The 25344-nt window shown below is 71.6% G+C and carries 26 protein-coding genes; 17 read left to right on the top strand and 9 right to left on the bottom strand.

Going from position 1 to position 25344, the window contains the following annotated elements:
* Positions 1 to 30 precede the first annotated feature (30 nt).
* Positions 31 to 612 (bottom strand): hypothetical protein, encoded by a 582-nt coding sequence (locus ACFCY7_RS10575; protein WP_376483230.1) that lies wholly within the window; start codon positions 610 to 612, stop codon positions 31 to 33.
* A 455-nt stretch (positions 613 to 1067) separates the two neighbouring features.
* Between ACFCY7_RS10575 and ACFCY7_RS10570 the strand changes: the two genes are divergently transcribed.
* The 5 genes from ACFCY7_RS10570 (at position 1068) to ACFCY7_RS10550 (ending at position 3883) form a co-directional block, all read left to right on the top strand.
* Positions 1068 to 1448 carry a CPCC family cysteine-rich protein gene (locus tag ACFCY7_RS10570; RefSeq protein ID WP_376483229.1) on the top strand — a complete coding sequence of 127 codons (381 nt, stop codon included), beginning with the start codon at positions 1068 to 1070 and terminating at the stop codon, positions 1446 to 1448.
* Complete coding sequence (locus ACFCY7_RS10565; RefSeq protein ID WP_376483227.1) at positions 1445 to 2176, top strand: HEAT repeat domain-containing protein; 732 nt, start codon at positions 1445 to 1447, stop codon at positions 2174 to 2176. The genes ACFCY7_RS10570 and ACFCY7_RS10565 overlap by 4 nt, the downstream gene beginning before the upstream one ends.
* A gap of 3 nt (positions 2177 to 2179) precedes the next feature.
* On the top strand, positions 2180 to 2812 hold the full coding sequence (locus ACFCY7_RS10560; protein ID WP_376483226.1) for a DUF6000 family protein: 633 nt from the start codon (positions 2180 to 2182) through the stop codon (positions 2810 to 2812).
* A gap of 545 nt (positions 2813 to 3357) precedes the next feature.
* Positions 3358 to 3627, top strand: coding sequence for a type II toxin-antitoxin system Phd/YefM family antitoxin (locus ACFCY7_RS10555; RefSeq protein ID WP_030963159.1), 270 nt, complete (start codon positions 3358 to 3360; stop codon positions 3625 to 3627).
* Positions 3620 to 3883, top strand: a complete 264-nt coding sequence (locus ACFCY7_RS10550) for a type II toxin-antitoxin system RelE/ParE family toxin (protein ID WP_376483225.1) — start codon at positions 3620 to 3622, stop codon at positions 3881 to 3883. The genes ACFCY7_RS10555 and ACFCY7_RS10550 overlap by 8 nt, the downstream gene beginning before the upstream one ends.
* 84 nt (positions 3884 to 3967) lie before the next feature.
* On the opposite strand, the gene ychF is transcribed toward ACFCY7_RS10550, so the two are convergent.
* Positions 3968 to 5056 carry a redox-regulated ATPase YchF gene (ychF, locus tag ACFCY7_RS10545; RefSeq protein WP_376483223.1) on the bottom strand — a complete coding sequence of 363 codons (1089 nt, stop codon included), beginning with the start codon at positions 5054 to 5056 and terminating at the stop codon, positions 3968 to 3970.
* Positions 5057 to 5217: 161 nt separating this feature from the next.
* Between ychF and ACFCY7_RS10540 the strand changes: the two genes are divergently transcribed.
* Positions 5218 to 5916, top strand: coding sequence for a DUF6542 domain-containing protein (locus ACFCY7_RS10540; protein ID WP_376483222.1), 699 nt, complete (start codon positions 5218 to 5220; stop codon positions 5914 to 5916).
* 53 nt (positions 5917 to 5969) lie between these two features.
* Here the strand turns inward: ACFCY7_RS10540 and ppgK are convergent, their stop codons facing one another.
* A complete protein-coding gene (gene ppgK / locus ACFCY7_RS10535; protein ID WP_376483221.1) occupies positions 5970 to 6713 on the bottom strand; it encodes a polyphosphate--glucose phosphotransferase in 744 nt (247 codons plus the stop codon).
* A 29-nt stretch (positions 6714 to 6742) separates the two neighbouring features.
* Positions 6743 to 7762: a 4-hydroxy-3-methylbut-2-enyl diphosphate reductase gene (locus tag ACFCY7_RS10530; protein ID WP_376483219.1), complete on the bottom strand. Its 1020-nt coding sequence runs from the start codon at positions 7760 to 7762 to the stop codon at positions 6743 to 6745.
* Positions 7763 to 7816: 54 nt separating this feature from the next.
* Between ACFCY7_RS10530 and ACFCY7_RS10525 the strand changes: the two genes are divergently transcribed.
* From ACFCY7_RS10525 to ACFCY7_RS10510, 4 genes are all read left to right on the top strand, one after another.
* Positions 7817 to 9178, top strand: a complete 1362-nt coding sequence (locus ACFCY7_RS10525; protein ID WP_376483217.1) for an APC family permease — start codon at positions 7817 to 7819, stop codon at positions 9176 to 9178.
* A gap of 54 nt (positions 9179 to 9232) precedes the next feature.
* Positions 9233 to 10453: an exodeoxyribonuclease VII large subunit gene (xseA, locus tag ACFCY7_RS10520; RefSeq protein WP_376483216.1), complete on the top strand. Its 1221-nt coding sequence runs from the start codon at positions 9233 to 9235 to the stop codon at positions 10451 to 10453.
* A 78-nt stretch (positions 10454 to 10531) separates the two neighbouring features.
* Positions 10532 to 10786, top strand: coding sequence for an exodeoxyribonuclease VII small subunit (locus ACFCY7_RS10515; RefSeq protein ID WP_376483215.1), 255 nt, complete (start codon positions 10532 to 10534; stop codon positions 10784 to 10786).
* A gap of 308 nt (positions 10787 to 11094) precedes the next feature.
* The gene (locus ACFCY7_RS10510; RefSeq protein ID WP_376483214.1) at positions 11095 to 11685 is read left to right on the top strand and encodes a malonic semialdehyde reductase; all 591 of its coding nucleotides are present in this window, start codon (positions 11095 to 11097) and stop codon (positions 11683 to 11685) included.
* Between the two features lie 132 nt (positions 11686 to 11817).
* Here ACFCY7_RS10510 and ACFCY7_RS10505 read toward each other — a convergent pair whose 3' ends face one another.
* Complete coding sequence (locus ACFCY7_RS10505) at positions 11818 to 12351, bottom strand: DUF4245 domain-containing protein (RefSeq protein ID WP_376483213.1); 534 nt, start codon at positions 12349 to 12351, stop codon at positions 11818 to 11820.
* Positions 12352 to 12468: 117 nt separating this feature from the next.
* Here ACFCY7_RS10505 and glpX point away from each other — a divergent pair, with 117 nt between their 5' ends.
* Positions 12469 to 13503: a class II fructose-bisphosphatase gene (gene glpX, locus ACFCY7_RS10500; RefSeq protein ID WP_376483211.1), complete on the top strand. Its 1035-nt coding sequence runs from the start codon at positions 12469 to 12471 to the stop codon at positions 13501 to 13503.
* 157 nt (positions 13504 to 13660) lie between these two features.
* On the opposite strand, the gene ACFCY7_RS10495 is transcribed toward glpX, so the two are convergent.
* On the bottom strand, positions 13661 to 14035 hold the full coding sequence (locus ACFCY7_RS10495) for a WhiB family transcriptional regulator (protein WP_376483210.1): 375 nt from the start codon (positions 14033 to 14035) through the stop codon (positions 13661 to 13663).
* 161 nt (positions 14036 to 14196) lie between these two features.
* Positions 14197 to 14916: a DUF1707 domain-containing protein gene (locus ACFCY7_RS10490; RefSeq protein ID WP_376483208.1), complete on the bottom strand. Its 720-nt coding sequence runs from the start codon at positions 14914 to 14916 to the stop codon at positions 14197 to 14199.
* A 197-nt stretch (positions 14917 to 15113) separates the two neighbouring features.
* On the opposite strand from ACFCY7_RS10490, the gene ACFCY7_RS10485 reads away from it, so the two are divergent.
* Both ACFCY7_RS10485 and ACFCY7_RS10480 read left to right on the top strand, forming a co-directional pair.
* Positions 15114 to 16784 (top strand): fumarate hydratase, encoded by a 1671-nt coding sequence (locus ACFCY7_RS10485; RefSeq protein ID WP_376483206.1) that lies wholly within the window; start codon positions 15114 to 15116, stop codon positions 16782 to 16784.
* A 162-nt stretch (positions 16785 to 16946) separates the two neighbouring features.
* Complete coding sequence (locus tag ACFCY7_RS10480; protein ID WP_376483204.1) at positions 16947 to 17570, top strand: HAD family acid phosphatase; 624 nt, start codon at positions 16947 to 16949, stop codon at positions 17568 to 17570.
* 25 nt (positions 17571 to 17595) lie between these two features.
* Here ACFCY7_RS10480 and ACFCY7_RS10475 read toward each other — a convergent pair whose 3' ends face one another.
* Positions 17596 to 18099, bottom strand: coding sequence for a dirigent protein (locus ACFCY7_RS10475; protein WP_376483202.1), 504 nt, complete (start codon positions 18097 to 18099; stop codon positions 17596 to 17598).
* A 119-nt stretch (positions 18100 to 18218) separates the two neighbouring features.
* Between ACFCY7_RS10475 and ACFCY7_RS10470 the strand changes: the two genes are divergently transcribed.
* Positions 18219 to 18875, top strand: coding sequence for a lipoprotein (locus tag ACFCY7_RS10470; protein ID WP_376483200.1), 657 nt, complete (start codon positions 18219 to 18221; stop codon positions 18873 to 18875).
* A gap of 80 nt (positions 18876 to 18955) precedes the next feature.
* Here the strand turns inward: ACFCY7_RS10470 and ACFCY7_RS10465 are convergent, their stop codons facing one another.
* Entirely contained in the window at positions 18956 to 20485 is a 1530-nt protein-coding gene (locus ACFCY7_RS10465) for a ricin-type beta-trefoil lectin domain protein (RefSeq protein ID WP_376483198.1), read from the bottom strand.
* A 140-nt stretch (positions 20486 to 20625) separates the two neighbouring features.
* Between ACFCY7_RS10465 and ACFCY7_RS10460 the strand changes: the two genes are divergently transcribed.
* From ACFCY7_RS10460 to ACFCY7_RS10450, 3 genes are all read left to right on the top strand, one after another.
* Entirely contained in the window at positions 20626 to 22026 is a 1401-nt protein-coding gene (locus ACFCY7_RS10460; protein ID WP_376483196.1) for a class II fumarate hydratase, read from the top strand.
* 122 nt (positions 22027 to 22148) lie between these two features.
* Entirely contained in the window at positions 22149 to 22814 is a 666-nt protein-coding gene (locus ACFCY7_RS10455; protein ID WP_376483194.1) for a DUF402 domain-containing protein, read from the top strand.
* A gap of 311 nt (positions 22815 to 23125) precedes the next feature.
* Positions 23126 to 25234 carry a SpoIIE family protein phosphatase gene (locus tag ACFCY7_RS10450; RefSeq protein ID WP_376483192.1) on the top strand — a complete coding sequence of 703 codons (2109 nt, stop codon included), beginning with the start codon at positions 23126 to 23128 and terminating at the stop codon, positions 25232 to 25234.
* Positions 25235 to 25344 lie beyond the last annotated feature (110 nt).

Here is a 25344-nt window from a genome sequence, read left to right as displayed (position 1 = left end):
CCCTCCGGCCATCCGGCCATCCGGCCATCCTCAGGAGGGAAGCAGCGCAAGCGCCGCCGGGACGTCCGGCACACAGGCGGCGGAGTCCTCCAACACCGCCAGCACGGCGTCCACGCCCTCGCACGCCCACCCCGAGCGCCCCTCCTCGCCCGCCCGCCACAGCCAGAGCAGCGCGGCCCCGACGTAGCACAGCGCGTACCGGGCAGCGAGATGCCCAGCGGCCGGCCCCCCGGAAACGTCCCCGCACTCGGCCATCTCCCAGTGCAGCCGGTCGGCAGCCTCCGCAAGCCGGCCCGCACGGGAAGCCATCACACCCCCCGCCGACTCCCGGCTCAGCCCGGGCAGCGACTGCACCACCGCACAGCCCCGCCCGTCGTCCACCCCGCCCCCCGGCCCCCCGACAGCCGCTTCCCCCTCAAGTCCGGCCGCCGCCCGGAACAACGCCCCGCCATCGGTCCGTTCCCCCGCGAACCCGCGCACCAACTGCGGCACCCGCTCCAACAGCGCCTCCGGCGGCCCCTCGAGCACCGCGGCAGTCACCGCCGCCTGCCCCGGCAGCAGCCGTAAGGTCCCCGCCGCGTAGTCGAGTACGGCTCCCCGCACTGCCCCCATTGCCCGCTCCTCCCACCGGCCCCCCGCAGTCCGGGGTCGAAGCACCAACATCACGGAGGGGGCTGCACAAGTTCTGTATTTTCTCCGCACTCCCCACACCAACGTCGTAATCCGGACAACCACCCGCCCCACCCCCCACCCCAGCCCCCGGCACGGGAACGGGAACGACAAAGGACCCGACTCCGAAGAGTCGGGCCCTCTCCGACCTGCATGCCCGCCGGATCAGCGACCTGGCGACATGCCGGCCGCTACACGTTGAAGCGGAATGCCTGCGGGCTGACCCTGACCTGTGGCGGAGCCCCCTCCAGGGCTCTGACCTGGGATTTCCCGGTTGGCATGCGTTGGCTCCTGACGGCCGTTTACGGGTGTCCCGCGGACTGGCTGCGGACTGGCCGGGCAGGCGGAGGCCGAGAAATCCATGGCACCCGGGCGGGACCTGCAACGAGACTGCGCAGGTGAGCGACTCCTACCCCTGCCCGTGCTGCGGCCACCGCGTGCTGGGCGCGATGCCCGGCTCGTACGAGATCTGCCCCGTCTGCTTCTGGGAGGACGACGGGGTCCAGTTCCGCTGGCCGACCATGGCCGGCGGCGCGAACAAGGTCTCTCTGATCGAGGCCCAGCGCAACTACCAGGACTTCGGCGCCTGCGACCAGCACGGCCGACGGTACGTCCGCCCGCCGGCCGAGGATGAGCCGCTCGATCCCGCCTGGCGCCCCATCGACCTGACGCGCGACTCGTTCGAGGACTGGGCGGCCGAGGACCGCGCCCCGTGGCCCGACGACTGCTCAGTGCTCTGCTGGTGGCTGCCCACTTTCTGGCGGCGCGATCACCCATGACCACTCACATCGAGAGACTCATCCAGCAGCTCGACGACTCGACCGGCCCGTCGTACGACGCCCGCGCAGAACTGATCGGCATCGGCTCCGACGCCATCCCCACCATCATCGACGGACTGCCCTCCCTCGGCGGCTTCGGTCAGCTGACCGCCATCGAGGTCTTCGAAGAGGTGGCGGACCCACGCTGCGGCTCCGCTCTGATCGCCCTCCTGCGCAGCGACGACTCCACTATCCGGGAATGGGCGGCGATGGCCCTGGCGAGCCTGAAGATCGACGGCGCGGTCGAGCCTGTGCGCCGCGCCTATCGCGCCTGCCTGGAACGAGCGACGCCACCGGACTGGAGCGAGCCGGAGGGCATCCGCTGGGCCCTGACCGAACTCGGCGCACGCCCCCCCGTCGTCCCACCGCTCACCGCGCGCCTACGAGCCACCGCGGCGGACGACGCCCCTGGCTGGCCCTCGGCCCACTTCGCCGAGATCATCAACGACCTGGCCGACCACGCCCAGGTGATCCTCTACTCCCAGTTCTGGCGGGTGGACGCCGGCCGCACGTACGGCGTCTCCGGCCCCGGCCTGGACTGGGAGCTCGACTGGACCGCGCCCTGGGAGCACCTGGTCGAGGAGTCCCGCACCTGGTCCCTGCTGGAAGCCTCCGAAGCCCCCGCCGGCGACGACATCTTCGTCGCCCTCACCTGGATCGACCGTACCGACCTGCACCCGGAGAGGTGACCTATGCCGTTCCAGCACCCCGAGGAGATCGGCTACGGCTACGTGATCGAGCGCTACGTGACGAGGAAGGACTCAGACCACCCGCGCTACCGCGAACTGAAGAGCGGTCGCGTCCTGCGGCCCGGGTGGCCACACACCGAACGCTTCGCCCGTCACCTCATCGACGACGCAGCCACGATCACCGACGCCGAGCTGGAGGCCCTCCTCGGCTACGAGTGGCGCTCACGCCTCACCGCCGGCTGGTTGATCGGCATAGGCCGACGCGCCACGTTCCGCGAACGCATCGGCGACCTGCTCCTCGCCAGCGAGTTCTGCTTCTCCGGCGGCGCCTACTGCTTCGCCCTGGCCCGCTTCGGCACCCACGCCGACGCCGAGATCCTCACCGCCTACCTCGACCATTACCTCCCCCGCACCGACCTCCGCTACGACCAGCCCGCAGCCCTCGGTGCACTCCTCCGCCTCGACGCCCACCTCGGCACCCACCGTGCGGGCCGCTTCACCCAGCCTGATGGTCTCTGGGACCAGTGGGTCAATGCCCTGGCCCACCTCCGCGACGACCCCGCCTACACCGCTGCTCAGCAGCACCGCTGGACGGACCTCCACTGCGACTTCGCCAACGGCTGGACTCGGCCGTAGCCTCAGCCGCCCGACTGCCGCTACGTGAAGTCCGTGTACGCCACGTCCACTTGCACCTGCCCAAGCCCATGCGGGAGTTCAGCGAAGCAAACGCGGGCTGACTCACGGTCTTCCAGCTGCCTGCTTACGCGACCTGAACCCTCAAGTAGGTATCTGGTCGCTGGTCAAGCGCGACATCGGCAACCGCGCCGCCGCCGGCCTGGTCTTGGGCGCACACAATCCAGTTCATGTCACGCCCCGAAGGGCAGGTTCCGCACCTCAGCGTGCAGCGCGCTGTATACGCGCCGAGTATGGATCACCGGCACAACGCCCCGCCCTCGCGACCACCTCGATCGCCCCGCCGACACACACCGCGGCCACACTCAGATTGACGCGTATAGCGGCGCCAACACGATCACCCCTGCGACCTCACGAATGGCAAGAGGTAAGAGAAGGAACTACTCCCGGATCTCTGTCCCGGAATCAGCCACCCAATCGGCGGCTCATCCCAACCGGTGCATGCAACCCAGATTGTGTACACATGGCACACTCGGCACCCTTGGGGCATGACTCAGCCGCTGCCCATAGAGTCCATCCGCGACGTACGCGCCCACTTGGCCGAAGTCGTCGAACGGGCCGACCGCGACGACACGCCCACCGTCATCACCCGTCGCGGCAAGCAGGTCGCCGCCGTGGTCTCGATCGAGGTGCTGCGCAAGTACCAGGAGTGGGAAGAGCGCGAGATCAACCGCATCATCGATGAGCGCATGGCGAGCCCGGCCGCCGGCGTCCCGATCGAGGACGTGATGAGGGAGACGCTGGCACGCAGTGAGTGACTACCGCACGGTGTTCCGGCCCGAGGCCCAGGTCGAGCTGCGCAAGATCCCGCGTGACATGGCGCTTCGCATCCTGGCCAAACTGACAGAGCTGGAGAGCGACCCCTTCGGCTTCAACACCACCGCACTCGTATCCCAGCCTGAGCGCCGCCGCCTACGGGTCGGCGACTATCGCGTCGTCTACACGATCGACAACGGGGAGCTGGTGGTGTGGGGCGTACACGTCGGACACCGCTCCACGGTCTACGACGCGTAGCTGCTCCCGGCCCTGCGGACTGCTGCGGACAACAGAAGGGCCTGACCTGCATCCTCGCAGGTCAGGCCACCTCTGGATACGCGATCAGACGTTGAAGCGGAACTCCACCACGTCGCCGTCCTGCATGACGTACTCCTTGCCCTCCATGCGGGCCTTGCCGGCGGAGCGGGCGTCGGCGACGGAGCCGGTGGCGACGAGGTCGTCGAAGGAGATGACCTCGGCCTTGATGAAGCCCTTCTGGAAGTCGGTGTGGATGACACCGGCGGCCTCGGGGGCGGTGGCGCCCTGCTTGATGGTCCAGGCGCGGGATTCCTTGGGGCCGGCCGTCAGGTAGGTCTGGAGGCCGAGGGTGGCGAAGCCGACGCGGGCGAGGATGGCGAGGCCGGGCTCCTCGGCGCCGACGGACTGGAGGAGCTCCATGGCGTCCTCCTCGTCGAGCTCGGCGAGGTCCTGCTCCAGCTTGGCGTTGAGGAAGATGGCCTCGGCGGGGGCGACGAGGGCGCTCTGCTCGGCCTTGAAGGCGTCGTCGGTGAGCTCGTCCTCGTCGACGTTGAAGACGTAGAGGAACGGCTTCGTGGTGAGGAGGTGGAGGTCGTGGAGGAGCTCCGCCTTCTCCGAGCCCTGGACGATGCCCTGCGAGAAGAGGGTGTCGCCCTTCTCCAGGATCGCCTGGGCGGCCTCGACGGCGGCGACCTTGGGCGCCGTGTCCTTCTTGATCCGCATCTCCTTCTGGAGGCGCGGGAGGACCTTCTCGATCGTCTGGAGGTCCGCGAGGATCAGCTCCGTGTTGATCGTCTCGATGTCGTCCTTGGGCGAGACCTTGCCGTCGACGTGGACGACGTTCTCGTCCTTGAAGGCGCGGATGACCTGGCAGATCGCGTCCGACTCGCGGATGTTCGCGAGGAACTTGTTGCCGAGGCCCTCGCCCTCGCTCGCACCGCGCACGATGCCCGCGATGTCGACGAAGTCGACGGTCGCCGGGAGGATGCGCTGGGAGCCGAAGATCTCCGCGAGCTTGGTCAGGCGGGCGTCGGGGACACCGACGACGCCGACGTTGGGCTCGATCGTGGCGAACGGGTAGTTGGCCGCCAGCACGTCGTTCTTGGTCAGGGCGTTGAACAGGGTCGACTTGCCGACATTCGGCAGACCGACGATTCCGATCGTGAGCGACACGGTGGCGACTTCCTGAAGTGTGGACGGGGGGCCGATCCCCCAGTTTACGGGCGGGGAGAACCGGCCAGTGACGCCCGCCTTCGGTCGATCTCCGGCGCAACGTCACCCAAAGGGCGTGTCCCGGACCCGGTTCCCGGCCCCATCCGACCTACGTTGGTCGTGTGGAGCAGCACAGGACAAGTCAGCCGCAAGGCCGCCGACGGCCGCAAACCCCCGTCACGCCGCCCCCGGCACTCGTGGAGGGCGCGGCCGTGTACCGCGTGACCGGCCGGTCCGGGCGGGCCCCGGGTGACGCCCGGGTGGAGCGGGCCGGCGCGGTGGCGGGCGCCGCCGCCGGCCGCGGTGCCGGGCGGCCTGCGGGGTCCAGGCCCGTGCCGCCCGTCGTCCTCGCCCTGCGCCGCCTGCCCTCGCCCCGGCTGACCGGGCTGGGCGCCGGGCTGTTCGCCTCCGCCGTGATGCTGACGATCGGCTTCCTCGACCTGCTGCTCCTCGACGGCTCCCCCATCGCCTACGGGCTGCTGTTCCTGCCGGTCAGCGCGCTGACCGCGCTGTGGGTCCGTACCGCCGACCTCGTGACGGCCCCGATCGCCGTCCCCATCGCCTTCGCGGTCGGTGTCGTCCCGATCGCGGGCGGTACGGGCGGGCTCGGCGGCCAGGCCATGGCGGTCGTCACGGCCCTCGCCGTCCACGCGGGCTGGCTCTACGGCGGCACTCTGGTGGCCGGGCTCATCGCGAGTTTCCGGAAGGTACGGGAGATGGGTCGCCGTCATCAGCGTTCCGCCGCGGCCGCCCGGATCGCCGCGGCGTCCCCCGCCCCCGCGGAACCGCCCCGCGGCCCCCGCCGCCGCCCCGTGGTGTAGCCGGGCCCCGGACGGGCCCCGCAGGCCGGCCCGGGGCGGGTGGTCGACTCGGGTCAGGACCCGCGGGCCGCCATCGCCGCGCCGACGATGCCGGCGTTGTTCTGGAGTTCGGCGGGGACGATCTCGGCGCGGATGCCCTCGACGAGGGGGAGGAACTTGTCGGCCTTGCGGCTGACGCCGCCGCCGATGATGAAGAGCTCGGGCGAGAAGAGCATCTCCACGTGGGCGAGGTACTTGCGGACCCGGCGGGTGGCCCAGTGCTCCCAGCTGAGGTCCTCGTCCTCCTTGGCCTTGGTGGAGGCGCGGGTCTCGGCGTCGTGGCCCTTGAGTTCGAGGTGGCCCAGTTCGGTGTTGGGGACGAGGCGGCCGTCGGTGAAGACGGCGGAGCCGATGCCGGTGCCGAGGGTGAGGAGGATGACGGTGCCCTTGCGGCCGCGGCCGGCGCCGAAGGTCATCTCGGCGATGCCGGCGGCGTCGGCGTCGTTGAGGACGGTCACGGGGAGGCCGCCGAGGCGGTCGCGCAGGAGGGTGCCCGCGTCGACGCCGATCCAGGACTTGTCGACGTTGGCGGCGGTGCGGATGGTGGAGCCGGTCACGACTCCGGGGAAGGTGACGCCCACCGGGCCGGTCCAGCCGAAGTGCGCCACGACCTCCGCGACGCAGCCCGCCACACCGTCGGGTGTGGCGGGCTGCGGGGTCAGGACCTTGTGGCGCTCCTCGGCGAGCGCGCCGCGCTCCAGGTCCACGGGGGCGCCCTTGATGCCCGAGCCGCCGATGTCCACTCCGAAGACGTTCATGGACCCACGGTAAGGGCTTCGGCGCGGAGCTACTCCTTGACGGGCGCGGCCGCGGCGAGCTTCTCCGCCTCGGCGCGGAGGTCCTTGTTGCGGAGCTCCTTGGGCAGCGAGAAGGTCAGGGACTCGTCGGCGGTCTTGACGATCTCGACGTCCGCGTAGCCGCGCTCGGCGAGCCACTCCAGGACCTCCTGGACGAGGACGTCGGGGACGGAGGCGCCGGAGGAGAGGCCGACGCTGGTGACGCCCTCCAGCCAGGCCTCGTCGATCTCGGTGGCGAAGTCGACGAGGTACGCGGCGGGGACGCCGGCCTGCTTGGCGACCTCGACCATGCGGATCGAGTTCGAGGAGTTCTTCGAGCCGACGACGATCACCAGCTCGGCCTGGCCGGCGAGCTCCTTGATGGCGATCTGGCGGTTCTGGGTGGCGTAGCAGATGTCGTCGGACGGCGGGGAGATCAGCTGCGGGAACTTCTCCTTGAGCGCGTCGACCGTCTCCATCGTCTCGTCGACCGAGAGCGTGGTCTGGGAGAGCCAGACGACCCGGGAGGGGTCGCGGACCTCGATCTTGGCGACGTCGCCGGGGCCGTCGACCAGCTGGATGTGGTCGGGGGCCTCGCCGGAGGTGCCGATGACCTCCTCGTGGCCCTCGTGGCCGATGAGGAGGATGTCGAAGTCGTCGTTGGCGAAGCGGACGGCTTCCTTGTGGACCTTGGTGACCAGCGGGCAGGTCGCGTCGATGGTCGCGAGGCGGCCCTGGCGGGCCTCCTCGTGGACGGTCGGGGCGACGCCGTGCGCGGAGAACATCACGATGTTGCCCGGCGGGACCTCGGTCGCCTGGTCGACGAAGATCGCGCCCTTCCGCTCCAGGGTCTGGACGACGTACTTGTTGTGGACGATCTCGTGGCGCACGTAGATCGGGGCCCCGTACTGCTCCAGGGCCTTCTCCACGGCGATCACGGCACGGTCGACGCCCGCGCAGTAGCCACGGGGTGCGGCGAGCAGGACACGCTTCGGGCGGTTCGTCGCGGGCGTTGCAGTCATGCGTCCCATCGTAAGGCCGCGTCGGTGAGCGCTTTGATCGGCGTGGTGGCCGAAACTGTCGCCATGGCCGAGGAAACGCAGGTGGCGGCGGACGGGGAGCACACCGGTCTACGTCGGAACCTCGGGTTCCGTGACCTGGTCGTCTACGGGTTGCTCTTCATCGCGCCGATGGCCCCGGTGGGCGTCTTCGGCACGCTCGACGCCAAGTCGGACGGGGCCGTCGCACTGGTGTACCTCGTGGCGACGGTCGCCATGGCGTTCACGGCGTTCAGCTACGCGCAGATGGTGCGGGTCGCGCCGCAGGCCGGTTCGGTGTTCACGTACGCCCGCAAGGGCCTCGGGGCGGGGCCGGGATTCGTCGCCGGGTGGATGGCGATGCTCGACTACCTGCTGATCCCGGCGGTGGCCTACCTCTTCGCGGGCATCGCGATGGAGGCGCTGGTGCCGGAGGTCCACCGGTGGGTGTGGACGGGGATCGCCGTGGTCGTCACCACGCTGCTCAACCTGTGGGGCGTACGGGCGGCGGCCCGGGTCGGCTTCGCGGTGCTCGCCATGGAGATCGTCGTCCTGCTCGTGTTCGTCGTGTCGGCGGTGGTGGTGCTCGTACGGGACGGGGCGCGGCGCGACTGGTGGTCGCCGCTCACCGGGGACACCGGCTTCTCCCTGGCGGCCGTCCTGGGCGCGGTGTCGGTGGCCGTCCTGTCCTATCTGGGCTTCGACGCGATCGCGTCCTTCGCGGAGGAGGTCACCGGCGGCTCGGCGAAGGTGGCGCGGGCGGTGCTGTTCTGCCTGGCCCTCGCGGGCGTGCTCTTCATCGCCCAGTCCTGGCTGGTGGCGCTCCTGGAGCCGGTCTCGTCGGCGGAGCTCGCGGCCGATCCGGGGAAGCAGGGCTCGGCGTTCTACGACGCGGTGGACACGTCCGTCGGCGGCTGGCTGCACGACCTGGTGGCCGTCTCGAAGGCGATCGGCGCGGCCTTCGCGGCGCTCGCCGGGCAGGCGGCCGGCGGGCGGCTGCTCTTCGCGATGGGCCGCGACCGGCGGCTGCCGCACCTGCTCGCCCGTACGGACGGGGGCGTGCCGCGGGTGGCGCTGCTCGTGGCGGCGTCGGTCACGATGATCGCGGCGGTGTGGGCGGCCCGTCGGGACGACGGCCTCGACCACCTCGTGTCGGTGGTCGACGTCGGCGCGCTGACGGCGTTCGTGCTCCTGCACGCGAGCGTGGTGGGGTGGTTCGCCGTCCGCCGGGCGGAGGGGCCGCCGAACGTGCTCAAGCACATCGTCCTGCCCGTGGTCGGCGCGGCGATCCTCGTCGCGGTGATCGTGGAGGCCTCCGTCGCCGCCCAGGTCGTGGGCGTGGTGTGGCTGGGCGTCGGGCTCGTCGTCCTGGCCGTCCAGGGCGCGGCCCGGACCTCCCCGCCCGCGTGACCCGGCCCTCCGCGCGGTCCTGACGTTGTCGTACCGCGCGGTTACGCTCGGTCCATGGGTCTGACTACGTCCGCCGAAGCACCGCTTCCCGTCGGTGAGGTCTCCCGGCTGATCGGGGGGTGGATCGACCGGCTCGGGGCGATCTGGGTCGAGGGGCAGATCACGCAGTTGTCGCGGCGGCCCGGCGCCGGGGTCGTGTTCCTGACGCTGCGGGATCCCTCGCACGACATCTCCATCGGGGTCACCTGCTACCGCAAGGTCTTCGACGCGGTCGCGGACGTCGTGTCGGAGGGCGCCCGGGTCGTCCTGCACGCGAAGCCCGAGTGGTACGCGCCGCGCGGGCAGCTGTCGCTGCGGGCCGTGGAGATCAAGCCGGTCGGGATCGGCGAGCTGCTCGCCCGTCTGGAGCAGCTGAAGCGGAGCCTGGCGTCCGAGGGTCTCTTCGCGCTCGACCGGAAGAAGCCGCTGCCGTTCCTGCCGCACCGGATCGGCCTGGTCTGCGGCCGCGCCTCGGCGGCGGAGCGGGACGTCCTGGAGAACGCGCGGCGCCGCTGGCCGGCCGTCAGCTTCGAGGTGCGCAACGTCGCGGTGCAGGGCGTGAAGGCCGTCCCGCAGGTGATCCAGGCGGTGCGGGAGCTCGACGCGGACGACGAGGTGGACGTGATCGTCGTCGCCCGGGGCGGCGGCAGCGTCGAGGACCTGCTGCCGTTCTCGGACGAGCTGCTCGTCCGGGCGGTGGCCGACTGCCGTACGCCGGTGGTCTCCGCGATCGGCCACGAGCCGGACTCGCCGCTGCTCGACCTGGTGGCGGACCTGCGCGCCTCGACGCCGACGGACGCCGCCAAGAAGGTCGTGCCGGACGTCGGGGAGGAGCTGGACCGGGTGCGCGGCCTGCGGGACCGCGCGCTGCGGACCGTGCGGGGACTCCTGGACCGGGAGGAGCGCGGCCTGGCGCAGGCGCTCGGCCGGCCCGTCATGGAGCATCCGCAGCGCATGGTCGAGGTCCGCGAGGACGAGATCGCCGCGCTGCTCGCCCGCAGCCGGCGGGTGCTCGGGCATCTCCTCGACCGGGCGGACTCCGAGCTGTCGCACACCCGGGCGCGGGTCCGGGCGCTGTCGCCGGCCGCGACGATGGAGCGGGGGTACGCGGTGCTCCAGCGGGCGGACGGCACGGTGGTCCGCTCCCCCGAGGAGGTCGCGGAGGGCGAGGACCTGCGGGCCCGGGTCGCCGAGGGCGAGTTCGCGGTGCGCCGCGTGGCGGCCGACCCGTCCTGACGCGGGGCTGACGCGGGGCTGACGCGGAGAAACAGAGACACAGGGATTCAGAGGAAGCGGACACGGAGGGTGGAGTTCATGGCAGCCGGTACGGAAGAGGCGGCGCTCGGGTACGAGCAGGCGCGGGACGAGCTGATCGAGGTCGTCCGCCGCCTGGAGGCGGGCGGGACGACCCTGGAGGAGTCCCTCGCGCTCTGGGAGCGCGGCGAGGAGCTGGCCAAGGTGTGCCGGCGGCGTCTGGAGGGGGCGCGGGCCCGGCTCGACGCGTCGCTGGCGGCGGAGCGCGCGGGCGAGGCCGTGGAGGCGGAGGACGGGGACGGGGACGACGAGTAGCCCCGGCGCCTCCGCTTCGAGCTCCGACGCGGGCTCCGATGCGGGATCCGACTCGGCTCCGACGCGGGATCCGACTCCTACTCGGGCTCCGACTCGGGCCCTGCCGCGAGCGCCGATGCGGGATCCGGTTCCGGCCTCGTTTCGGGCTTCCGCGCGGTTCGGCGGCGGATCTGCCGTAGACTCGGCGAAGTGAAGCGGATCACTATCCGGATGGATTAGTTGAACTTTCACCAATTCTGGGCGTACTGTCGAGACATCGCTTGAACTTTGTACGAGCGACTCCCCTTGCAGTCCGGAAGGTACGCAGCATGTCTCTCGCCCTTGACCCCGCCGCCCAGGACCTCCTCTTCCGTGAGGCCCGCACCGCCAACACGTTCACCGACGAGCCGGTGACCGACGAGCAGGTCCAGGCGATCTACGAGCTGGTGAAGTTCGGCCCGACCGCCTTCAACCAGTCCCCGCTGCGCATCACGCTGGTCCGCTCCCCCGAGGCCCGCGAGCGCCTGGTCAAGCACATGGCCGAGGGCAACCAGGCCAAGACCTCCTCCGCGCCGCTCGTCGCGATCCTGTCGGCCGACAACGAGTTCCACGAGGAGCTCCCGGCCCTGCTCCCGCACTTCCCGCAGGCCAAGGACATGTTCTTCGCCGAGCGCCCGGTCCGCGAGGGCTCGGCCACGCTGAACGCCGCCCTGCAGGCCGCGTACTTCATCGTGGGCGTCCGCGCCGCCGGCCTGGCCGCCGGCCCGATGACCGGCCTGGACTTCGCCGGCGTCCAGAAGGAGTTCCTGGACGACGACCACACCCCGCTGATGGTGATCAACATCGGCAAGCCGGGCGAGGACGCCTGGTTCCCGCGCTCCCCGCGCCTCTCCTTCGACGAGGTCATCACCACCGTCTGAGCCACGCCGCACCGGCGGGCCGCAGACAGGGCGAAGGCCCCGCACTCGACGAGTGCGGGGCCTTTCCCGTGCGTCCGGGGTGGGGTCGGACCTTCGCGTCCGGCCTGGGCCGGACCTCGCGTCCGGAGGGGGTCAGACCTTGCTCGAGCGGAGCGCGCCGGCCATCTCGGCCAGCCGCTCGAAGGAGGCGGTGCCGGTGACCACGGTCGTCGCGCCGCCGTCGGTGCGGACGAGCGCGTCGTACTTGGGGCCCTCCCAGCGCTGCCAGACCTGGCCGGCCACCGTCTCGGTGCGGCCGGTGTTCTTGGCCCGCTGGGTGACGTCCGGCACATAGGTGTTGGCCGCGGCCGTCGACTGGTGGATCGCCACGTACTGCGTGTCCGGGGAGAGGAAGCCGAGCTGCCAGGCGTCGGCGTTCTCGCGCTTGTACGAGACGACCGTCGCCTTCCAGCCGTCGCCGAGGCCCTCGGGGGCCAGCACCGGATAGGGCGCCGCCCGCTGGGCCGTGAGGAGCTCGACCCGGTAGTCCTTCGCCTTGACCGGTTCGGATTCCTCGCCATGCGGAATGAAGAGATACATCACGCCCGCGGCGACCAAGATCACCCCGAGGGACTGGAACATCCCGCGTACCGTCTGCCTGCCTCGCATACCTGCCACGCCCACCATGGTCGCATCATGGTCTCGTGCTCATACGTGGGCCCCTCTGCTCATTTTGTCGACGTACCGATAGAGTCGCAGCACCCTCTTATTTCCGGCCGTCGCCGTACAGAAAGGTGCGTTCCGATGACCGAGCAGCATCATCTGCCGCCCGAGCTTGTCGTCTCTCCCGAGGCCCCCGACCGCAACCTGGCCCTCGAGCTGGTCCGGGTCACCGAGGCCGCCGCCATGGCCGCCGGCCGCTGGGTCGGCCGCGGCGACAAGATCGGCGCTGACGGCGCCGCGGTCAACGCCATGCGGACCCTGATCTCCACCGTCTCGATGGACGGCGTCGTCGTCATCGGCGAGGGGGAGAAGGACGAGGCCCCCATGCTCTTCAACGGCGAGCGGGTCGGCGACGGTACCGGCGCCGAGGTCGACATCGCCGTGGACCCGATCGACGGCACCACGCTCAACGCCAAGGGCATGCCGAACGCCATCGCCGTCCTGGCCGCCGCCGACCGCGGCGCCATGTTCGACCCGTCCGCGGTCTTCTACATGGACAAGCTGGTCACCGGCCCCGAGGCCGCCGACTTCGTCGACATCAACGCCCCCGTCTCGGTCAACATCCGCCGGGTCGCCAAGGCGAAGAAGTCCTCGCCCGAGGACATCACGGTCGTCATCCTGGACCGCCCCCGCCACGAGGGCATCGTCAAGGAGATCCGCGAGACCGGGGCCCGGATCAAGTTCATCTCGGACGGCGACGTCGCCGGTTCGATCATGGCCGTCCGCGAGGGCACCGGCGTCGACATGCTCATGGGCATCGGCGGCACGCCCGAGGGCATCATCTCCGCCTGCGCCATCAAGTGCCTCGGCGGCGTCATCCAGGGCAAGCTCTGGCCGAAGGACGACGCCGAGCGGCAGAAGGCCCTCGACGCGGGCCACGACCTCGACCGGGTGCTCTCCACCGACGACCTGGTCCGCGGCGACAACGTCTTCTTCGTCGCGACCGGCATCACCGACGGCGAGCTGCTCCGCGGGGTGCGCTACCGCGCCGAGACGGCGACCACGCAGTCGCTGGTCATGCGCTCGAAGTCCGGCACGATCCGCCAGATCGACTCCACGCACCGGCTCTCGAAGCTGCGCGCGTACAGCAAGATCGACTTCGATCGCGCGAAGTAACACCCGAGGGAGCTCCGACGCGACGCGCGACGCGACACATGGCGTGACGCGCGGGCGCGGCGGACGCGCGCGACGACGGTACGAAGAGGGGCGCCCCCATGTGCGGTGGGGGCGCCCCTTCCCGTACGGGCCCGCGGAGACGCGTCCGCGGTTCCCGTCAGCCGGCCTGGGCGATCCGCTCGGTCGCGGCGGCCTTGCGCAGCTCCACCTCGCGCCGCCGGCGCCGGGCCAGGACCACACGGCGCTCCGCCGCGGTGAGCCCGCCCCACACCCCGTACGGCTCGGGCTGGAGCAGCGCGTGCTCACGGCACTCGACCATGACGGGACACCGGGCGCAGACCCGCTTGGCCGCCTCCTCGCGGGCCAGCCGTGCGGCGGTCGGCTCCTTCGACGGAGCGAAGAACAGCCCGGCTTCGTCCCGGCGGCACACCGCCTCCGCGTGCCAAGGGCCTGCCTCGTCCTCCCGGGTGGGCGTGGTGCGCTGAGGGGGGACGGCGGCGACCTGGAGGGGCTGATGCGGCAGTTGCAGCACGGTCTACTCCTGACGACGGCTTCGCGAGCGAGCGGCGATGCACCAGCCCTACCCGCTGTGCGCGTGCCTATGCACTGCGTGCCGCGCCGTTCCGCACTGCGGATACCCGTGGGCGGATTCCGGTCATCGCGCGGCGGTCGGGGCGGTCGCCGGGCCCGGCGTCAGTGGCCGAGGTGTTTGCGCAGCTTGTCCTGGAGGTCGGTGATCCACTTGCCGCGCTTGGGTCTGGCCTCCACGTTCCCGAAGACCGAGTAGCCGTTGATGACGACGACGGGGGCCTGCGGGTCCACGCCCTCCAGGGTCACGACCTCGAAGTTGCCGAAGACGCCGCTGCCGCTGCCGCGCAGGCTGATGTTCTCCGGGACGCGGACCTCGACGTTGCCGAAGATCGAGGTGGCGTTGATGGTGGTGAGCCGCTGGGCGAAGATCGCCTCGGTGAGGTCGACCTCGATGTTCCCGAAGAGCGCGAAGGCGTTCGTCCGGCGGCTCACCCGCCAGCGCCCCTTGCGGGTGGTGCTGGAGAAGATCGCGATGAGGTTGTCCGCGGGGCCCTCGGAGTCCTCGGCGGACCACGCGTAGGCCGGCTCGGGCTCCTTGCGCGTCCGGGCGGACGGCAGGTCGCGGACGATCGGCTCCAGCTCCCCGACCGTCTTGGCCCGGTAGACCGCGTCGATCCGGTCCGAGTGCTCCTCGGGGTCGAGCCGCCCCTCGGCCAGGGCGTCCCTGAGGATGTCCGCGATCCGGTCCCGGTCCGCGTCCGAGGCCCGCAACGCGCCCTGCGGGTCGGCGAAGGCGGTCTCCGCGGGGGCGGTCTCGGCGGGGGCGGCCGGCCGCTGCGGCTGCGGCTGCTTCTCGGGTTCGGGCTGCTTTTCGAGGTCCACGGTGCCAGCCTAGCGAAACGCGATAGATCGCGACCAGGGGGCGGGGCCGGGCCTGTGGACGAAAGCCTCCGAGCACCCGAACACCCCCAAGTGAGCCTTACCTCACAGGATCGGCGCGCCGCCCTCGTTCTACGCTTGAGGGCGCGCGGCCAACGGAGGCGGCGCTGCTGTCTGCCGAGTGAGGAATGGCCGCCGTCATGCCAGAGTTTGCGTACTCCGATCTGCTCCCGCTGGGAGAGGACACCACGCCCTACCGCCTGGTGACCTCCGAAGGTGTCTCCACCTTCGAGGCCGACGGCCGTACGTTCCTCAAGGTGGAGCCCGAGGCCCTGCGGCAGCTGGCCGCCGAGGCGATCCACGACATCCAGCACTTCCTGCGCCCGGCCCACCTGGCGCAGCTGCGCCGGATCATCGACGACCCCGAGGCCTCGTCGAACGACAAGTTCGTCGCGCTGGACCTGCTCAAGAACGCGAACATCGCCGCCGCGGGCGTCCTGCCGATGTGCCAGGACACGGGCACCGCGATCGTGATGGGCAAGCGCGGCCAGAACGTGCTGACCTCCGGCCGCGACGAGGAGGCCCTGTCCAAGGGCATCTACGACGCGTACACCAAGCTGAACCTGCGGTACTCGCAGATGGCGCCGGTGACCATGTGGGAGGAGAAGAACACCGGCTCGAACCTGCCCGCGCAGATCGAGCTGTACGCGACCGACGGCGGCGCGTACAAGTTCCTCTTCATGGCCAAGGGCGGCGGCTCGGCCAACAAGTCCTTCCTCTACCAGGAGACGAAGGCCGTCCTCAACGAGGCGAGCATGATGAAGTTCCTGGAGGAGAAGATCCGCTCGCTCGGCACGGCCGCCTGCCCGCCGTACCACCTGGCGATCGTCGTCGGCGGCACGTCGGCCGAGTTCGCGCTCAAGACCGCGAAGTACGCCTCCGCGCACTACCTGGACGAGCTGCCCACCGAGGGCTCGGCCGAGACCGGCCACGGCTTCCGCGACAAGGAGCTGGAGGAGAAGGTCTTCGAGCTGACGCAGAAGATCGGCATCGGCGCCCAGTTCGGCGGCAAGTACTTCTGCCACGACGTCCGCGTGGTCCGCCTCCCCCGCCACGGCGCCTCGCTGCCCGTCGCCATCGCCGTCTCCTGCTCGGCCGACCGCCAGGCCGTCGCGAAGATCACCGCCGAGGGCGTCTTCCTGGAGCAGCTGGAGACCGACCCGGCGCGCTTCCTGCCGGAGACGACCGACGAGCACCTCTCCGAGGAGAGCGACGTCGTCACCATCGACCTGAACCAGCCGATGGACGACATCCTCGCCGAGCTGACCAAGTACCCGGTCAAGACCCGGCTGTCCCTGAACGGCCCGCTGGTCGTGGCGCGCGACATCGCGCACGCCAAGATCAAGGAGCGCCTGGACGCGGGCGAGGAGATGCCGCAGTACCTGAAGGACCACCCGGTCTACTACGCGGGTCCGGCGAAGACCCCCGAGGGCTACGCCTCCGGTTCCTTCGGCCCGACGACGGCCGGCCGCATGGACTCGTACGTGGAGCAGTTCCAGGCCGCGGGCGGCTCGAAGGTGATGCTGGCCAAGGGCAACCGCTCCGGTCAGGTCACCGCCGCGTGCGGCGCGCACGGCGGCTTCTACCTGGGCTCGATCGGCGGCCCGGCGGCCCGTCTCGCGCAGGACTGCATCAAGAAGGTCGAGGTCGTCGAGTACGAGGAGCTCGGCATGGAGGCGGTCTGGAAGATCGAGGTCGAGGACTTCCCGGCGTTCATCGTCGTGGACGACAAGGGCAACGACTTCTTCCAGAACCCGGCGCCGGAGCCGACGTTCACGCACATCCCGGTGCGGGGTCCCGGCCTCGGCTGATCCCCTGACGCTCCGGCGAAGCCTCCGTTCCCCCGGGAACGGGGGCTTCGTCGTTCTCCGCTCAGAAAGTCGCTACCGACCGGTAGCCCTCCCGTCGCCTACTGGTCAGTATGGGTCGCGAGCATGTCAACCACTGAGCCGGTCGACCCTCGGGAGCCCCCCATGCCCTCCGCCAAAACCACCGCCGCCGCCACCCTCGGCCTGGCCGCCGTCCTCGTCGTCGGGCCCGCGCCCGCGGCCTCGGCGGCCGACCCCGACACCCACGTGACGTCGGCCGCGGCCCTCGCGGACGTCGACTACGGAACCTGGCGCCGCGACGTGGCGGCCGTCGTCGCCGAGGCCCGCCCGTACATCGAGAAGCGCTCCGAGAACGCCGGCCGCGAGAAGCAGGCGATCGTCCTCGACATCGACAACAGCTCCCTGGAGACGGACTTCCACCCGTTCTGGGAGCTGCCGACCCCGGCCATCGCGGACGTGCGCGCCCTCGTCCAGGACGCCCACGCGCGCGGGGTGGCGGTCTTCTTCGTGACCGCCAGGCCCGGCATCATCCAGTCGCTGACGGACTGGAACCTGAAGAAGTCCGGGTACCCGGTTGACGGCCTGTACGTGCGGAACCTGCCCGACCTGTTCGCGGAGGTCAGCGCGTACAAGACCGCGAAGCGCGCGGAGATCGAGGCCAAGGGCTACACGATCATCGCGAACATCGGCAACAACACCACCGACCTCGTCGGCGGCCACGCCGAGCGCGCGTTCAAGCTCCCGGACTACGGCGGCAAGCTGTCCTGACCGGAGGCCTCCGGAGGGCCCTGGCCTAACGGACGGTGATGTGGAACTCCATCTGCTCGTAGTCGCCGTCGGGGGTGGTCCGGATATAGCCGCGGGCGCTCTTGAAGTCACCGGTTCCGCCGGTGACGGCGACGTCGTAGGCGGAGGGCGCCGCGGCCGAGGTGTCGAAGGTGACGAGGGCCTGGGCGGTGATCTGTCCGCCCGGTCCTCCGTTCAGGACGAAGGTGCCGACGCAGTTCACGTCCGCCTGGGTGCCCGAGACGCGTACGACGGCGCAGGTGACGCCGTCGCGGCCGACCTTGGAGCCGCCCTTGGTCTTGTACAGGTCGTCGGCGACGGTGAAGACGTCGCCGACCTTGGGCGGCGGGCCGCTCTCGTCGGTTCCCTCGCCCGGGACCTCCTTGGCGTAGAGCGTGAACTCGAACCCGTCTCCGTTGTCGGCGTGGACCGGAGCGGCGGCGGCGCCGAAGGCGACGGCCGCGACCGTACAGGCGCCGAGCGCGCCGATCCTCCTGAAGGTGCGGGTCATGTCCTGCCTCCCGGTGGGAGTGGGGGTCCCCCCACGGCATGCTTCACATTGTGCGGCGCTCCCCGCGCGTTCGCCCGTCCGGGCGAATCGCCGCACCCGCGGTCGGCGATCATGACGGCATGCGAGAGAGAGCACTTCCGATACGCGCGGCGGTCCCCGTCGCCCTGGCGGCGGCCGGGCTGCTGCTGACCGGCTGCGGTACGACTCCGGCGCCCGTGGCCCCGGCGCGCACCGCCGCGCCGAAGGCCGGGGCGTCGAACGCCGCGGCCCCGACGGCCGGGGTTCCCAAGGCCGCCGCCACCCTGGGCGGGCCGGGGACGGCCTGCGCGCTGCCCGTCTCGTTCGCGCTGGCGGAGCGGTGGGAGCCGGAGGCGATCGACGATCCGGAGAACCCGGAGTTCGCGGCGCTGACGCGGCAGGGTCCCGCGGTCGTCCGCTGCGAGGTGGACGCCAAGGGGGCCGGGCACGTGGGCTACCTGCGGATCTGGACGGCGGGCAAGGGCCCCGCGCGGACCGCGCTCGAAGGCTTCGTGAAGGCCGAGCGGAAGACCTCGAAGGTCGCCTACCGGGAGACCGGGGCCGGTGCGCTGCCGGCCACCGAGGTCACGTACACCGTGGCGAACGAGCTGATGGAGGAGTCGAAGGAGGAGCGGGCCTTCGCCGTCTCCACCTCGAAGGGGGTCGTCATCGTCCACCTCGGCGGGCTCGACACCGACGAGCACCGGGCGATGATCCCGGCGTACGAGCTGGCGAAGTCGACCCTGAAGGCGCTCTGACCGCTCGGGGACCCCGGGTCTCCGCGCGGGACCGTGGCCCCCGCCCCGCACCGGACGGGGGCCACGGCGTCTCCGGGGCCCTACGCGAACCGCTGGTTCGCGGAGCCGTTGCAGCTCTGGAGCCTGATCGGCTCCTTCGCCGCGCCCTGGGTGAGGCAGAGGCCGGTCGCGGCGGCGGGGCGGACGGTGGCGCCGTCGCGGACGAACTTCTGGTTGGCGGCGCCGCTGCAGTTCCAGACGATGAGCGCCTTGCCGGCCTGGTAGGCGGCGCCCGGCACGTCCAGGCAGCGGTCCTGGGTGAGCTGGGTGTGGAGGGTCTGCCGGGCGGAGTCGTACCACCAGCCCTGGTTGCGGCCGCCGTGGCAGTCCCAGCCGAGGACGGCGGTCCCGTTGGCGGACTCGGACGCGTTGACGTCCAGGCAGTTGCCGGTCGCCTGGTTCGTGAGCGGCCGGTAGGCGTCGTCCCAGGCGACCGGGAAGAGCGTGGGGGTGCCGGAGGAGTTGACGTCGGCGCAGCTCGCCTCGCGCTGACCGGAGTTGTAGATCTGCGTCAGGCAGGACGCGAAGGCGGCGTGGCCGCTCTTGTTGGGGTGGAAGGACTGCCGGACGGAGTTCTCGTCGATGCCGCCGGGCTTGGAGAGGTCGATGTAGAGGCCCCGGGCCCAGGTGTCCTCCATGCAGACCTCGTGGCCGTGGAAGAGCCGCGAGTTGTCGAGGAAGACGGCCCCGGTGGAGGCGGCGGCCTTGCGCATGCCGCGTTCGAAGGCCGGGACGGCGGTGTTGCGGCCCCACTTGGTGTCGGAGTCGTAGCCCATGCCGCCGCAGATCAGCTTGCCGGGGAAGTTCGGGTTGTCGTTGAAGTCGGGGCCGATCGGGCTGGGGTAGCCCATGACGACGAGCTTGTAGTCGCCGTCGGCGTATCCGGCGTCGCGCATGACGGTCTTCAGGTCGCGCACGGTCTGCTCGACCTTGGGGACGAGCGCGTCGACGCGGGCCTGCCAGCCGGGGGCGTACTTGGGCTCGCAGGTGCCCTGGCTGAGCACGTAGCGCTGGACGCAGTCGGTCATGACGGGCCCGAACTGCAGGTCGTCGTTGGCTCCGGCGACGAGGAGGACCATCTTGATCCGGGTGTTGCGGGCCTTGATCGCGAGGTTGTCGCTCTGGACCAGCTCGTCGGCGTACTGCTTGGAGCCGCCGATCCGGATGTTGCCGGTGTACGCGCCGGAGCAGGCCACGTTGAAGGTGAGGTCCGCGGGGATCCCGGTGCGGTGGATGGCGGCGTCGGGCGAGCGGTGGCACCAGTTGGTGGGGCCGTTGGTGGGGGACTCGTAGGTGCCGACGCCCTCGCCGGAGATCTCGCTGTCGCCGAGCGAGATCAGGCCGGTCCTGCGCTGGGCGAGCGGGCGCTCGGCCGGGTCGCCGTAGATCTTCACGGCCTCGGCGGCGCGGATCGCCTCCAGCTCGGGGGAGAGCGGCGTGGAGGTGATTCCGGCCGTGGTGCTCGTGTCGACCGCGCCGGCGGGGGCCGCGGCGGTCATGCTGCCGAGGGCCGCCGCGGCGGCGGCGACGGCGACGACGGGCCAGCGGAGTCTGTACCTGGTGCGCTTCATTGCGCCTCCTGGAAGTGGGGTTACCCACGGTTTTTACTGGCCGGTACGCGCCTTGGGAATACATCGAACAAGACAAGTGCTCATCTTTTTCAGGGGGTTGGGAGTCGCCCCCCGCACAGCACAGCCAGGAGGTTGGGAAAATGAACGACACCGAGGACTACCGGATCGAGCACGACTCCATGGGCGAGGTACGGGTCCCCGCCCACGCCAAGTGGCGGGCCCAGACCCAGCGGGCGGTGGAGAACTTCCCCATCTCGGGCCAGCGCCTGGAGCGCACCCACATCGAGGCCCTGGCCCGGATCAAGGCCGCCGCCGCCAAGGTCAACGCCGCACTGGGCGTCATCGACGAGGACCGCGCCGAGGCCATCGCCTCGGCCGCCGACGAGGTCGCCGAAGGCCGCTGGGACGAGCACTTCCCCGTGGACGTCTTCCAGACCGGCTCGGGCACCTCCTCCAACATGAACACCAACGAGGTCATCGCCACCCTCGCCACCGAACGGCTCCCCGCGGGCCGCGAGGTCCACCCCAACGACCACGTCAACGCCTCGCAGTCGTCCAACGACGTCTTCCCGTCCTCCATCCACATCGCGGCCACCGCCGCCGTCACCCACGACCTGATCCCCGCCCTCGACCACCTGGCCACCGCCCTGGAGCGAAAATCGGCCGAATTCACGACGGTGGTGAAGTCCGGCCGCACCCATCTGATGGACGCCACCCCGGTCACCCTCGGCCAGGAGTTCGGCGGGTACGCGGCCCAGGTCAGGTACGGCGCCGAGCGGCTGCGCACCGCACTCCCCCGGCTCGCCGAACTCCCCCTCGGCGGCACGGCGGTGGGCACCGGCATCAACACCCCGGCCGGCTTCTCCGCCGCCGTCATCGCCGAGGTCGCCCGCGCGACCGGACTGCCGCTGACCGAGGCCCGCGACCACTTCGAGGCGCAGGGCGCCCGGGACGGCCTGGTCGAGACGTCCGGGCAGCTCCGCACCCTCGCCGTCTCCCTCACCAAGATCGCCAACGATCTGCGCTGGATGTCCAGCGGCCCGCGCACCGGCCTCGCCGAGATCAACCTCCCCGACCTCCAGCCCGGTTCGTCGATCATGCCGGGCAAGGTGAACCCGGTGATCCCCGAGGCCGTCCTCATGGTCGCCGCGCAGGTGACCGGAAACGACACCACGGTCGCGGTGGCCGGCGCCGCCGGGAACTTCGAGCTCAACGTGATGCTGCCGGTCATGGCCAAGAACCTCCTGGAGTCCGTACGGCTGCTCGCCAACGCCTCCCGGCTGCTCGCCGACCGCACGGTCGACGGCATCACCGCCAACGTCGAGCGCGCCCGCGAGTACGCCGAGTCCTCACCCTCCGTGGTCACCCCGCTGAACAAGTACATCGGGTACGAGGAGGCCGCCAAGGTCGCCAAGAAGTCCCTCGCCGAGCGGAAGACCATCCGCGAGGTCGTCATCGAGTCCGGCTACGTCGAGCGGGGCGACCTCACCGTCGAGCAGCTGGACGAGGCGCTCGACGTCCTGCGGATGACCCGCCCGTAGCGCGCACCGCCCCGCCGGAAGCGCCCGCGCCCCGTCGGCGCGCCGCAAGCGACCGGCGGGTAGCTGACTCATCCGTGACCCGTACCGCAGCGGTCGTGGGAGCGCGCCCCTAAGATCTGCGCATGACAGGATCGGGCGGCTCTCAGCACTGGGCGCCGGGGGATCACATCCTCTGGCGCTACCGCGGCAACGGCACCGGCGAGGTGCACATCTGCCGGCCGGTGACCGTCGTCCAGGACACGCCCGAGCTGCTCGCGGTCTGGATGGCGCCCGGCACCGAATGCGTACGCCCCGTGCTCGCCGACGGCACCGCGGTGCACGAGGAGCCGCTCGCCACCCGCTACACCGCCCCGCGCACCACGGAACGCGCGCGCTGGTTCGGCAGCGGGGTGCTGAAGCTGGCGCGTCCCGGCGAGCCGTGGTCCGTGTGGCTGTTCTGGGAGCGCGGCTGGCGCTTCCGCAGCTGGTACGTGAACCTGGAGGAGCCGCGGGTCCGCTGGTCCGGCGGCTTCGACTCCGAGGACCACTTCCTCGACATCTCCGTCTACCCCGACCGCAGCTGGCTGTGGCGGGACGAGGACGAGTTCGCGCAGGCCCAGCGGTCCGGCCTGATGGGCCCCGAGCAGGCGGCGCGGGTACGGGCCGCCGGACAGCGGGCGGTGGAGCGGATCCACGCGTGGGGCGCGCCGTTCGCGGACGGCTGGGAGGACTGGCGGCCCGATCCGGGATGGAAGGTTCCGGAGCTGCCGGCCGACTGGGACCGCACTCCGGCGCACACGGCGCCGTGAGACCCTTGATGCGCCCCCGGGGTTCAAACGTAGGATCGTCCTCCGCACGGCACAAGCGCATCGCACAGCCCGTCGCACCGACCGAACAGCACGCCAACGACTCAGTACGGCGCAGGACCTGACCACAAGTCATCCACGAGGGGGAGAACAGTGCCGGACGTGTGCCCGGGTGTTCCGGCCCCTGCCGTTGCCGCGACTCGCGGAGCGTCCACATCCGCTGCATACGAGGGGTTTATCCCCGCCGAAGGCGCGGCATCGGCGAGAAGAGCGAGTGCATCGCACCACCGGCCCGGACGGACGGAACCCCACGCGTGACGGAGCATCCCACCTCCCACGAAGGCCGGCAGCCCCTGGCTGCCCGGCCGCAGGAACGCGCGCGCCCTCGCCAGGAGGCGGCGGCCGGCCTGCCCTCCGACCTGCCCGCGCAGCCGGGCGGACCGGCGGGCCGGACGGCCCCCGCCCCCGGTACGGACACGCCGACGGCGCCCGGCCGGACGGCGACGCCCGGCCAGGCCGCGCCCCCGGGCCCGACGGCCGCGCCCACCGGCAACGGCGGCCCGGCGGGAGCCGGCACCGGCACCCCGGGCTCGCCGCACTCCCCCGGCTCTCCGCATCCCACGGGCCCCGCGGGCGGACCGGGCGGCCCCGGTGCGCCCGGCGGTCCCGGAGCCGTGGCCGTCGCCGTGGCCCCGCAGCCGCCCGGCGGCGCCCGGGGCGGGGACACCGCCGGGCGGCGCGAGGGCGACCGGCTGCGGTTCGTCGGCGCCGCGACCCGGCGCATCGCGCGCGGCATCGACCTGGACGAGATCGTGCTCGGTCTGTGCCGGGCCACCGTGCCGACCTTCTCGGACGAGATCCTGGTCTACCTCCGCGATCCCCTGCCGGTCGGCGACGAGCGGCCGGTGGCGCCGTTCGTGCTGCGGCTGCGCCGCACGGACCGGCTCCGGTTAAGCGAACTGGAGGGCGAGGAACTGGTCCTCGTGCCCGACCCGGATCCGACCCCCGCGGCCGAACTCTGCGAGGTGCGGTCCGGCGGTGCGCTGGCCGAGGTGCTGCGCGGGGTGCGGCCGGTCTTCGGCGACTCCGCGGCCGCGAAGGCCGCGCTCGGCGAGCTGCTCGGTGCCGACCATCCGCTGCCCGGCGGGCTGCGGGCGGTCCTCGCGCCGCTGCGCGGCCGGCGCCGGGTGATCGGCGCGGCCGTGTTCCTGCGCCGCCCCGAGCGGGCCGGCTTCGAGCCGAACGACCTGCTCGTCGCGGCGCAGCTCGCCACGCACACCGCGCTCGGCATCGACAAGGCCGTGCTCTACGGCCGCGAGGCGTACATCGCGGACGAGCTCCAGCGGACGATGCTGCCGGACTCGCTGCCGCAGCCGACCGGCGTGAAGCTGGCCTCCCGCTACCTGCCGGCGGCCGAGACGGCCCGGGTGGGCGGCGACTGGTACGACGCGATCCCGCTGCCCGGCAGCAGGGTCGCCCTGGTCGTCGGCGACGTCATGGGCCACTCCATGACCTCGGCGGCGATCATGGGCCAGCTGCGCACCACCGCGCAGACCCTGGCCGGCCTCGACCTGCCGCCGCAGGAGGTCCTGCACCACCTGGACGAGCAGGCGCAGCGGCTCGGCCAGGACCGGATGGCGACCTGCATGTACGCGGTGTACGACCCTGTCTCGCACCGGATCACGGTGGCCAACGCGGGCCATCCGCCGCCGATACTGCTCCACCTGGGCGGGCGCGCCGAGGTGCTGCGGGTGCCGCCCGGCGCCCCGATCGGGGTGGGCGGGGTCGACTTCGAGGCGGTCGAGCTGGACGCCCCCGCGGGCGCCACGCTGCTCCTGTACACGGACGGCCTGGTCGAGTCCCGGCTGCGGGACGTGTGGACCGGGATCGAGCAGCTGCGGGAGCGCCTGGCGGCGACCGCGCAGCTGACCGGCCCCGACCACTCGCCGCCCCTGGAGGCGCTCTGCGACGACGTCCTCGACATGCTGGGCCCCGGCGACCGGGACGACGACATCGCGCTGCTCGCGGCCCGTTTCGACGGGATCGCGCCGAGCGACGTGGCGTACTGGTTCCTGGAGCCGGAGGACGCGGCCCCGGGGCGGGCCCGGCGGCTCGCCCGGCGGGCACTGGCCCGCTGGGACCTGGAGGAGCTGACGGACTCGGTCGAGCTGCTGATCAGCGAGGTCGTGACGAACGCCGTGCGGTACGCGGAGCGGCCGGTGACGCTGCGTCTGCTGCGGACGGACGTGCTGCGCTGCGAGGTCGGCGACGACTCGCCGCAGCTGCCCCGGCAGCGGCGGGCGCGGGACACGGACGAGGGCGGTCGCGGTCTCTTCCTGGTGAACCGGCTGGCCCGGCGGTGGGGGGCGACCCGGCTCTCGGGCGGCAAGGTGGTCTGGTTCGAGCTGGCCACCCGGAGCTGAGCCACCCGGAGCGGGTTGCGCCCCGGAGCCGGTGCGCCCCGGACCGAGGTGCCCTGAGCCGGGCCCCGCGAGACCCGTACGACGAAGGCCGGACCCCCGAGGGGGTCCGG

This window comes from Streptomyces sp. NPDC056361 (genome assembly GCF_042262805.1).
Taxonomy (GTDB): domain Bacteria; phylum Actinomycetota; class Actinomycetes; order Streptomycetales; family Streptomycetaceae; genus Streptomyces.
Note: the sequence above shows the minus strand (reverse complement) of the source record. Positions and strands in the feature narration are given on the sequence as shown.

Excerpts from the sequence above, each read along its gene's own strand:
- ACFCY7_RS10575 (WP_376483230.1), bottom strand. The coding sequence starts at position 612 with ATGGGGGCAGTGCGGGGAGCCGTACTCGACTACGCGGCGGGGACCTTA.
- ACFCY7_RS10565 (WP_376483227.1), top strand. The coding sequence starts at position 1,445 with ATGACCACTCACATCGAGAGACTCATCCAGCAGCTCGACGACTCGACC.
- ACFCY7_RS10560 (WP_376483226.1), top strand. The coding sequence starts at position 2,180 with ATGCCGTTCCAGCACCCCGAGGAGATCGGCTACGGCTACGTGATCGAG.
- ACFCY7_RS10555 (WP_030963159.1), top strand. The coding sequence starts at position 3,358 with ATGACTCAGCCGCTGCCCATAGAGTCCATCCGCGACGTACGCGCCCAC.
- ppgK (WP_376483221.1), bottom strand. The coding sequence starts at position 6,713 with ATGAACGTCTTCGGAGTGGACATCGGCGGCTCGGGCATCAAGGGCGCC.
- ACFCY7_RS10530 (WP_376483219.1), bottom strand. The coding sequence starts at position 7,762 with ATGGGACGCATGACTGCAACGCCCGCGACGAACCGCCCGAAGCGTGTC.
- ACFCY7_RS10525 (WP_376483217.1), top strand. The coding sequence starts at position 7,817 with ATGGCCGAGGAAACGCAGGTGGCGGCGGACGGGGAGCACACCGGTCTA.
- xseA (WP_376483216.1), top strand. The coding sequence starts at position 9,233 with ATGGGTCTGACTACGTCCGCCGAAGCACCGCTTCCCGTCGGTGAGGTC.
- ACFCY7_RS10515 (WP_376483215.1), top strand. The coding sequence starts at position 10,532 with ATGGCAGCCGGTACGGAAGAGGCGGCGCTCGGGTACGAGCAGGCGCGG.
- ACFCY7_RS10510 (WP_376483214.1), top strand. The coding sequence starts at position 11,095 with ATGTCTCTCGCCCTTGACCCCGCCGCCCAGGACCTCCTCTTCCGTGAG.
- ACFCY7_RS10505 (WP_376483213.1), bottom strand. The coding sequence starts at position 12,351 with ATGGTGGGCGTGGCAGGTATGCGAGGCAGGCAGACGGTACGCGGGATG.
- glpX (WP_376483211.1), top strand. The coding sequence starts at position 12,469 with ATGACCGAGCAGCATCATCTGCCGCCCGAGCTTGTCGTCTCTCCCGAG.
- ACFCY7_RS10485 (WP_376483206.1), top strand. The coding sequence starts at position 15,114 with ATGCCAGAGTTTGCGTACTCCGATCTGCTCCCGCTGGGAGAGGACACC.
- ACFCY7_RS10480 (WP_376483204.1), top strand. The coding sequence starts at position 16,947 with ATGCCCTCCGCCAAAACCACCGCCGCCGCCACCCTCGGCCTGGCCGCC.
- ACFCY7_RS10475 (WP_376483202.1), bottom strand. The coding sequence starts at position 18,099 with ATGACCCGCACCTTCAGGAGGATCGGCGCGCTCGGCGCCTGTACGGTC.
- ACFCY7_RS10470 (WP_376483200.1), top strand. The coding sequence starts at position 18,219 with ATGCGAGAGAGAGCACTTCCGATACGCGCGGCGGTCCCCGTCGCCCTG.
- ACFCY7_RS10465 (WP_376483198.1), bottom strand. The coding sequence starts at position 20,485 with ATGAAGCGCACCAGGTACAGACTCCGCTGGCCCGTCGTCGCCGTCGCC.
- ACFCY7_RS10460 (WP_376483196.1), top strand. The coding sequence starts at position 20,626 with ATGAACGACACCGAGGACTACCGGATCGAGCACGACTCCATGGGCGAG.
- ACFCY7_RS10455 (WP_376483194.1), top strand. The coding sequence starts at position 22,149 with ATGACAGGATCGGGCGGCTCTCAGCACTGGGCGCCGGGGGATCACATC.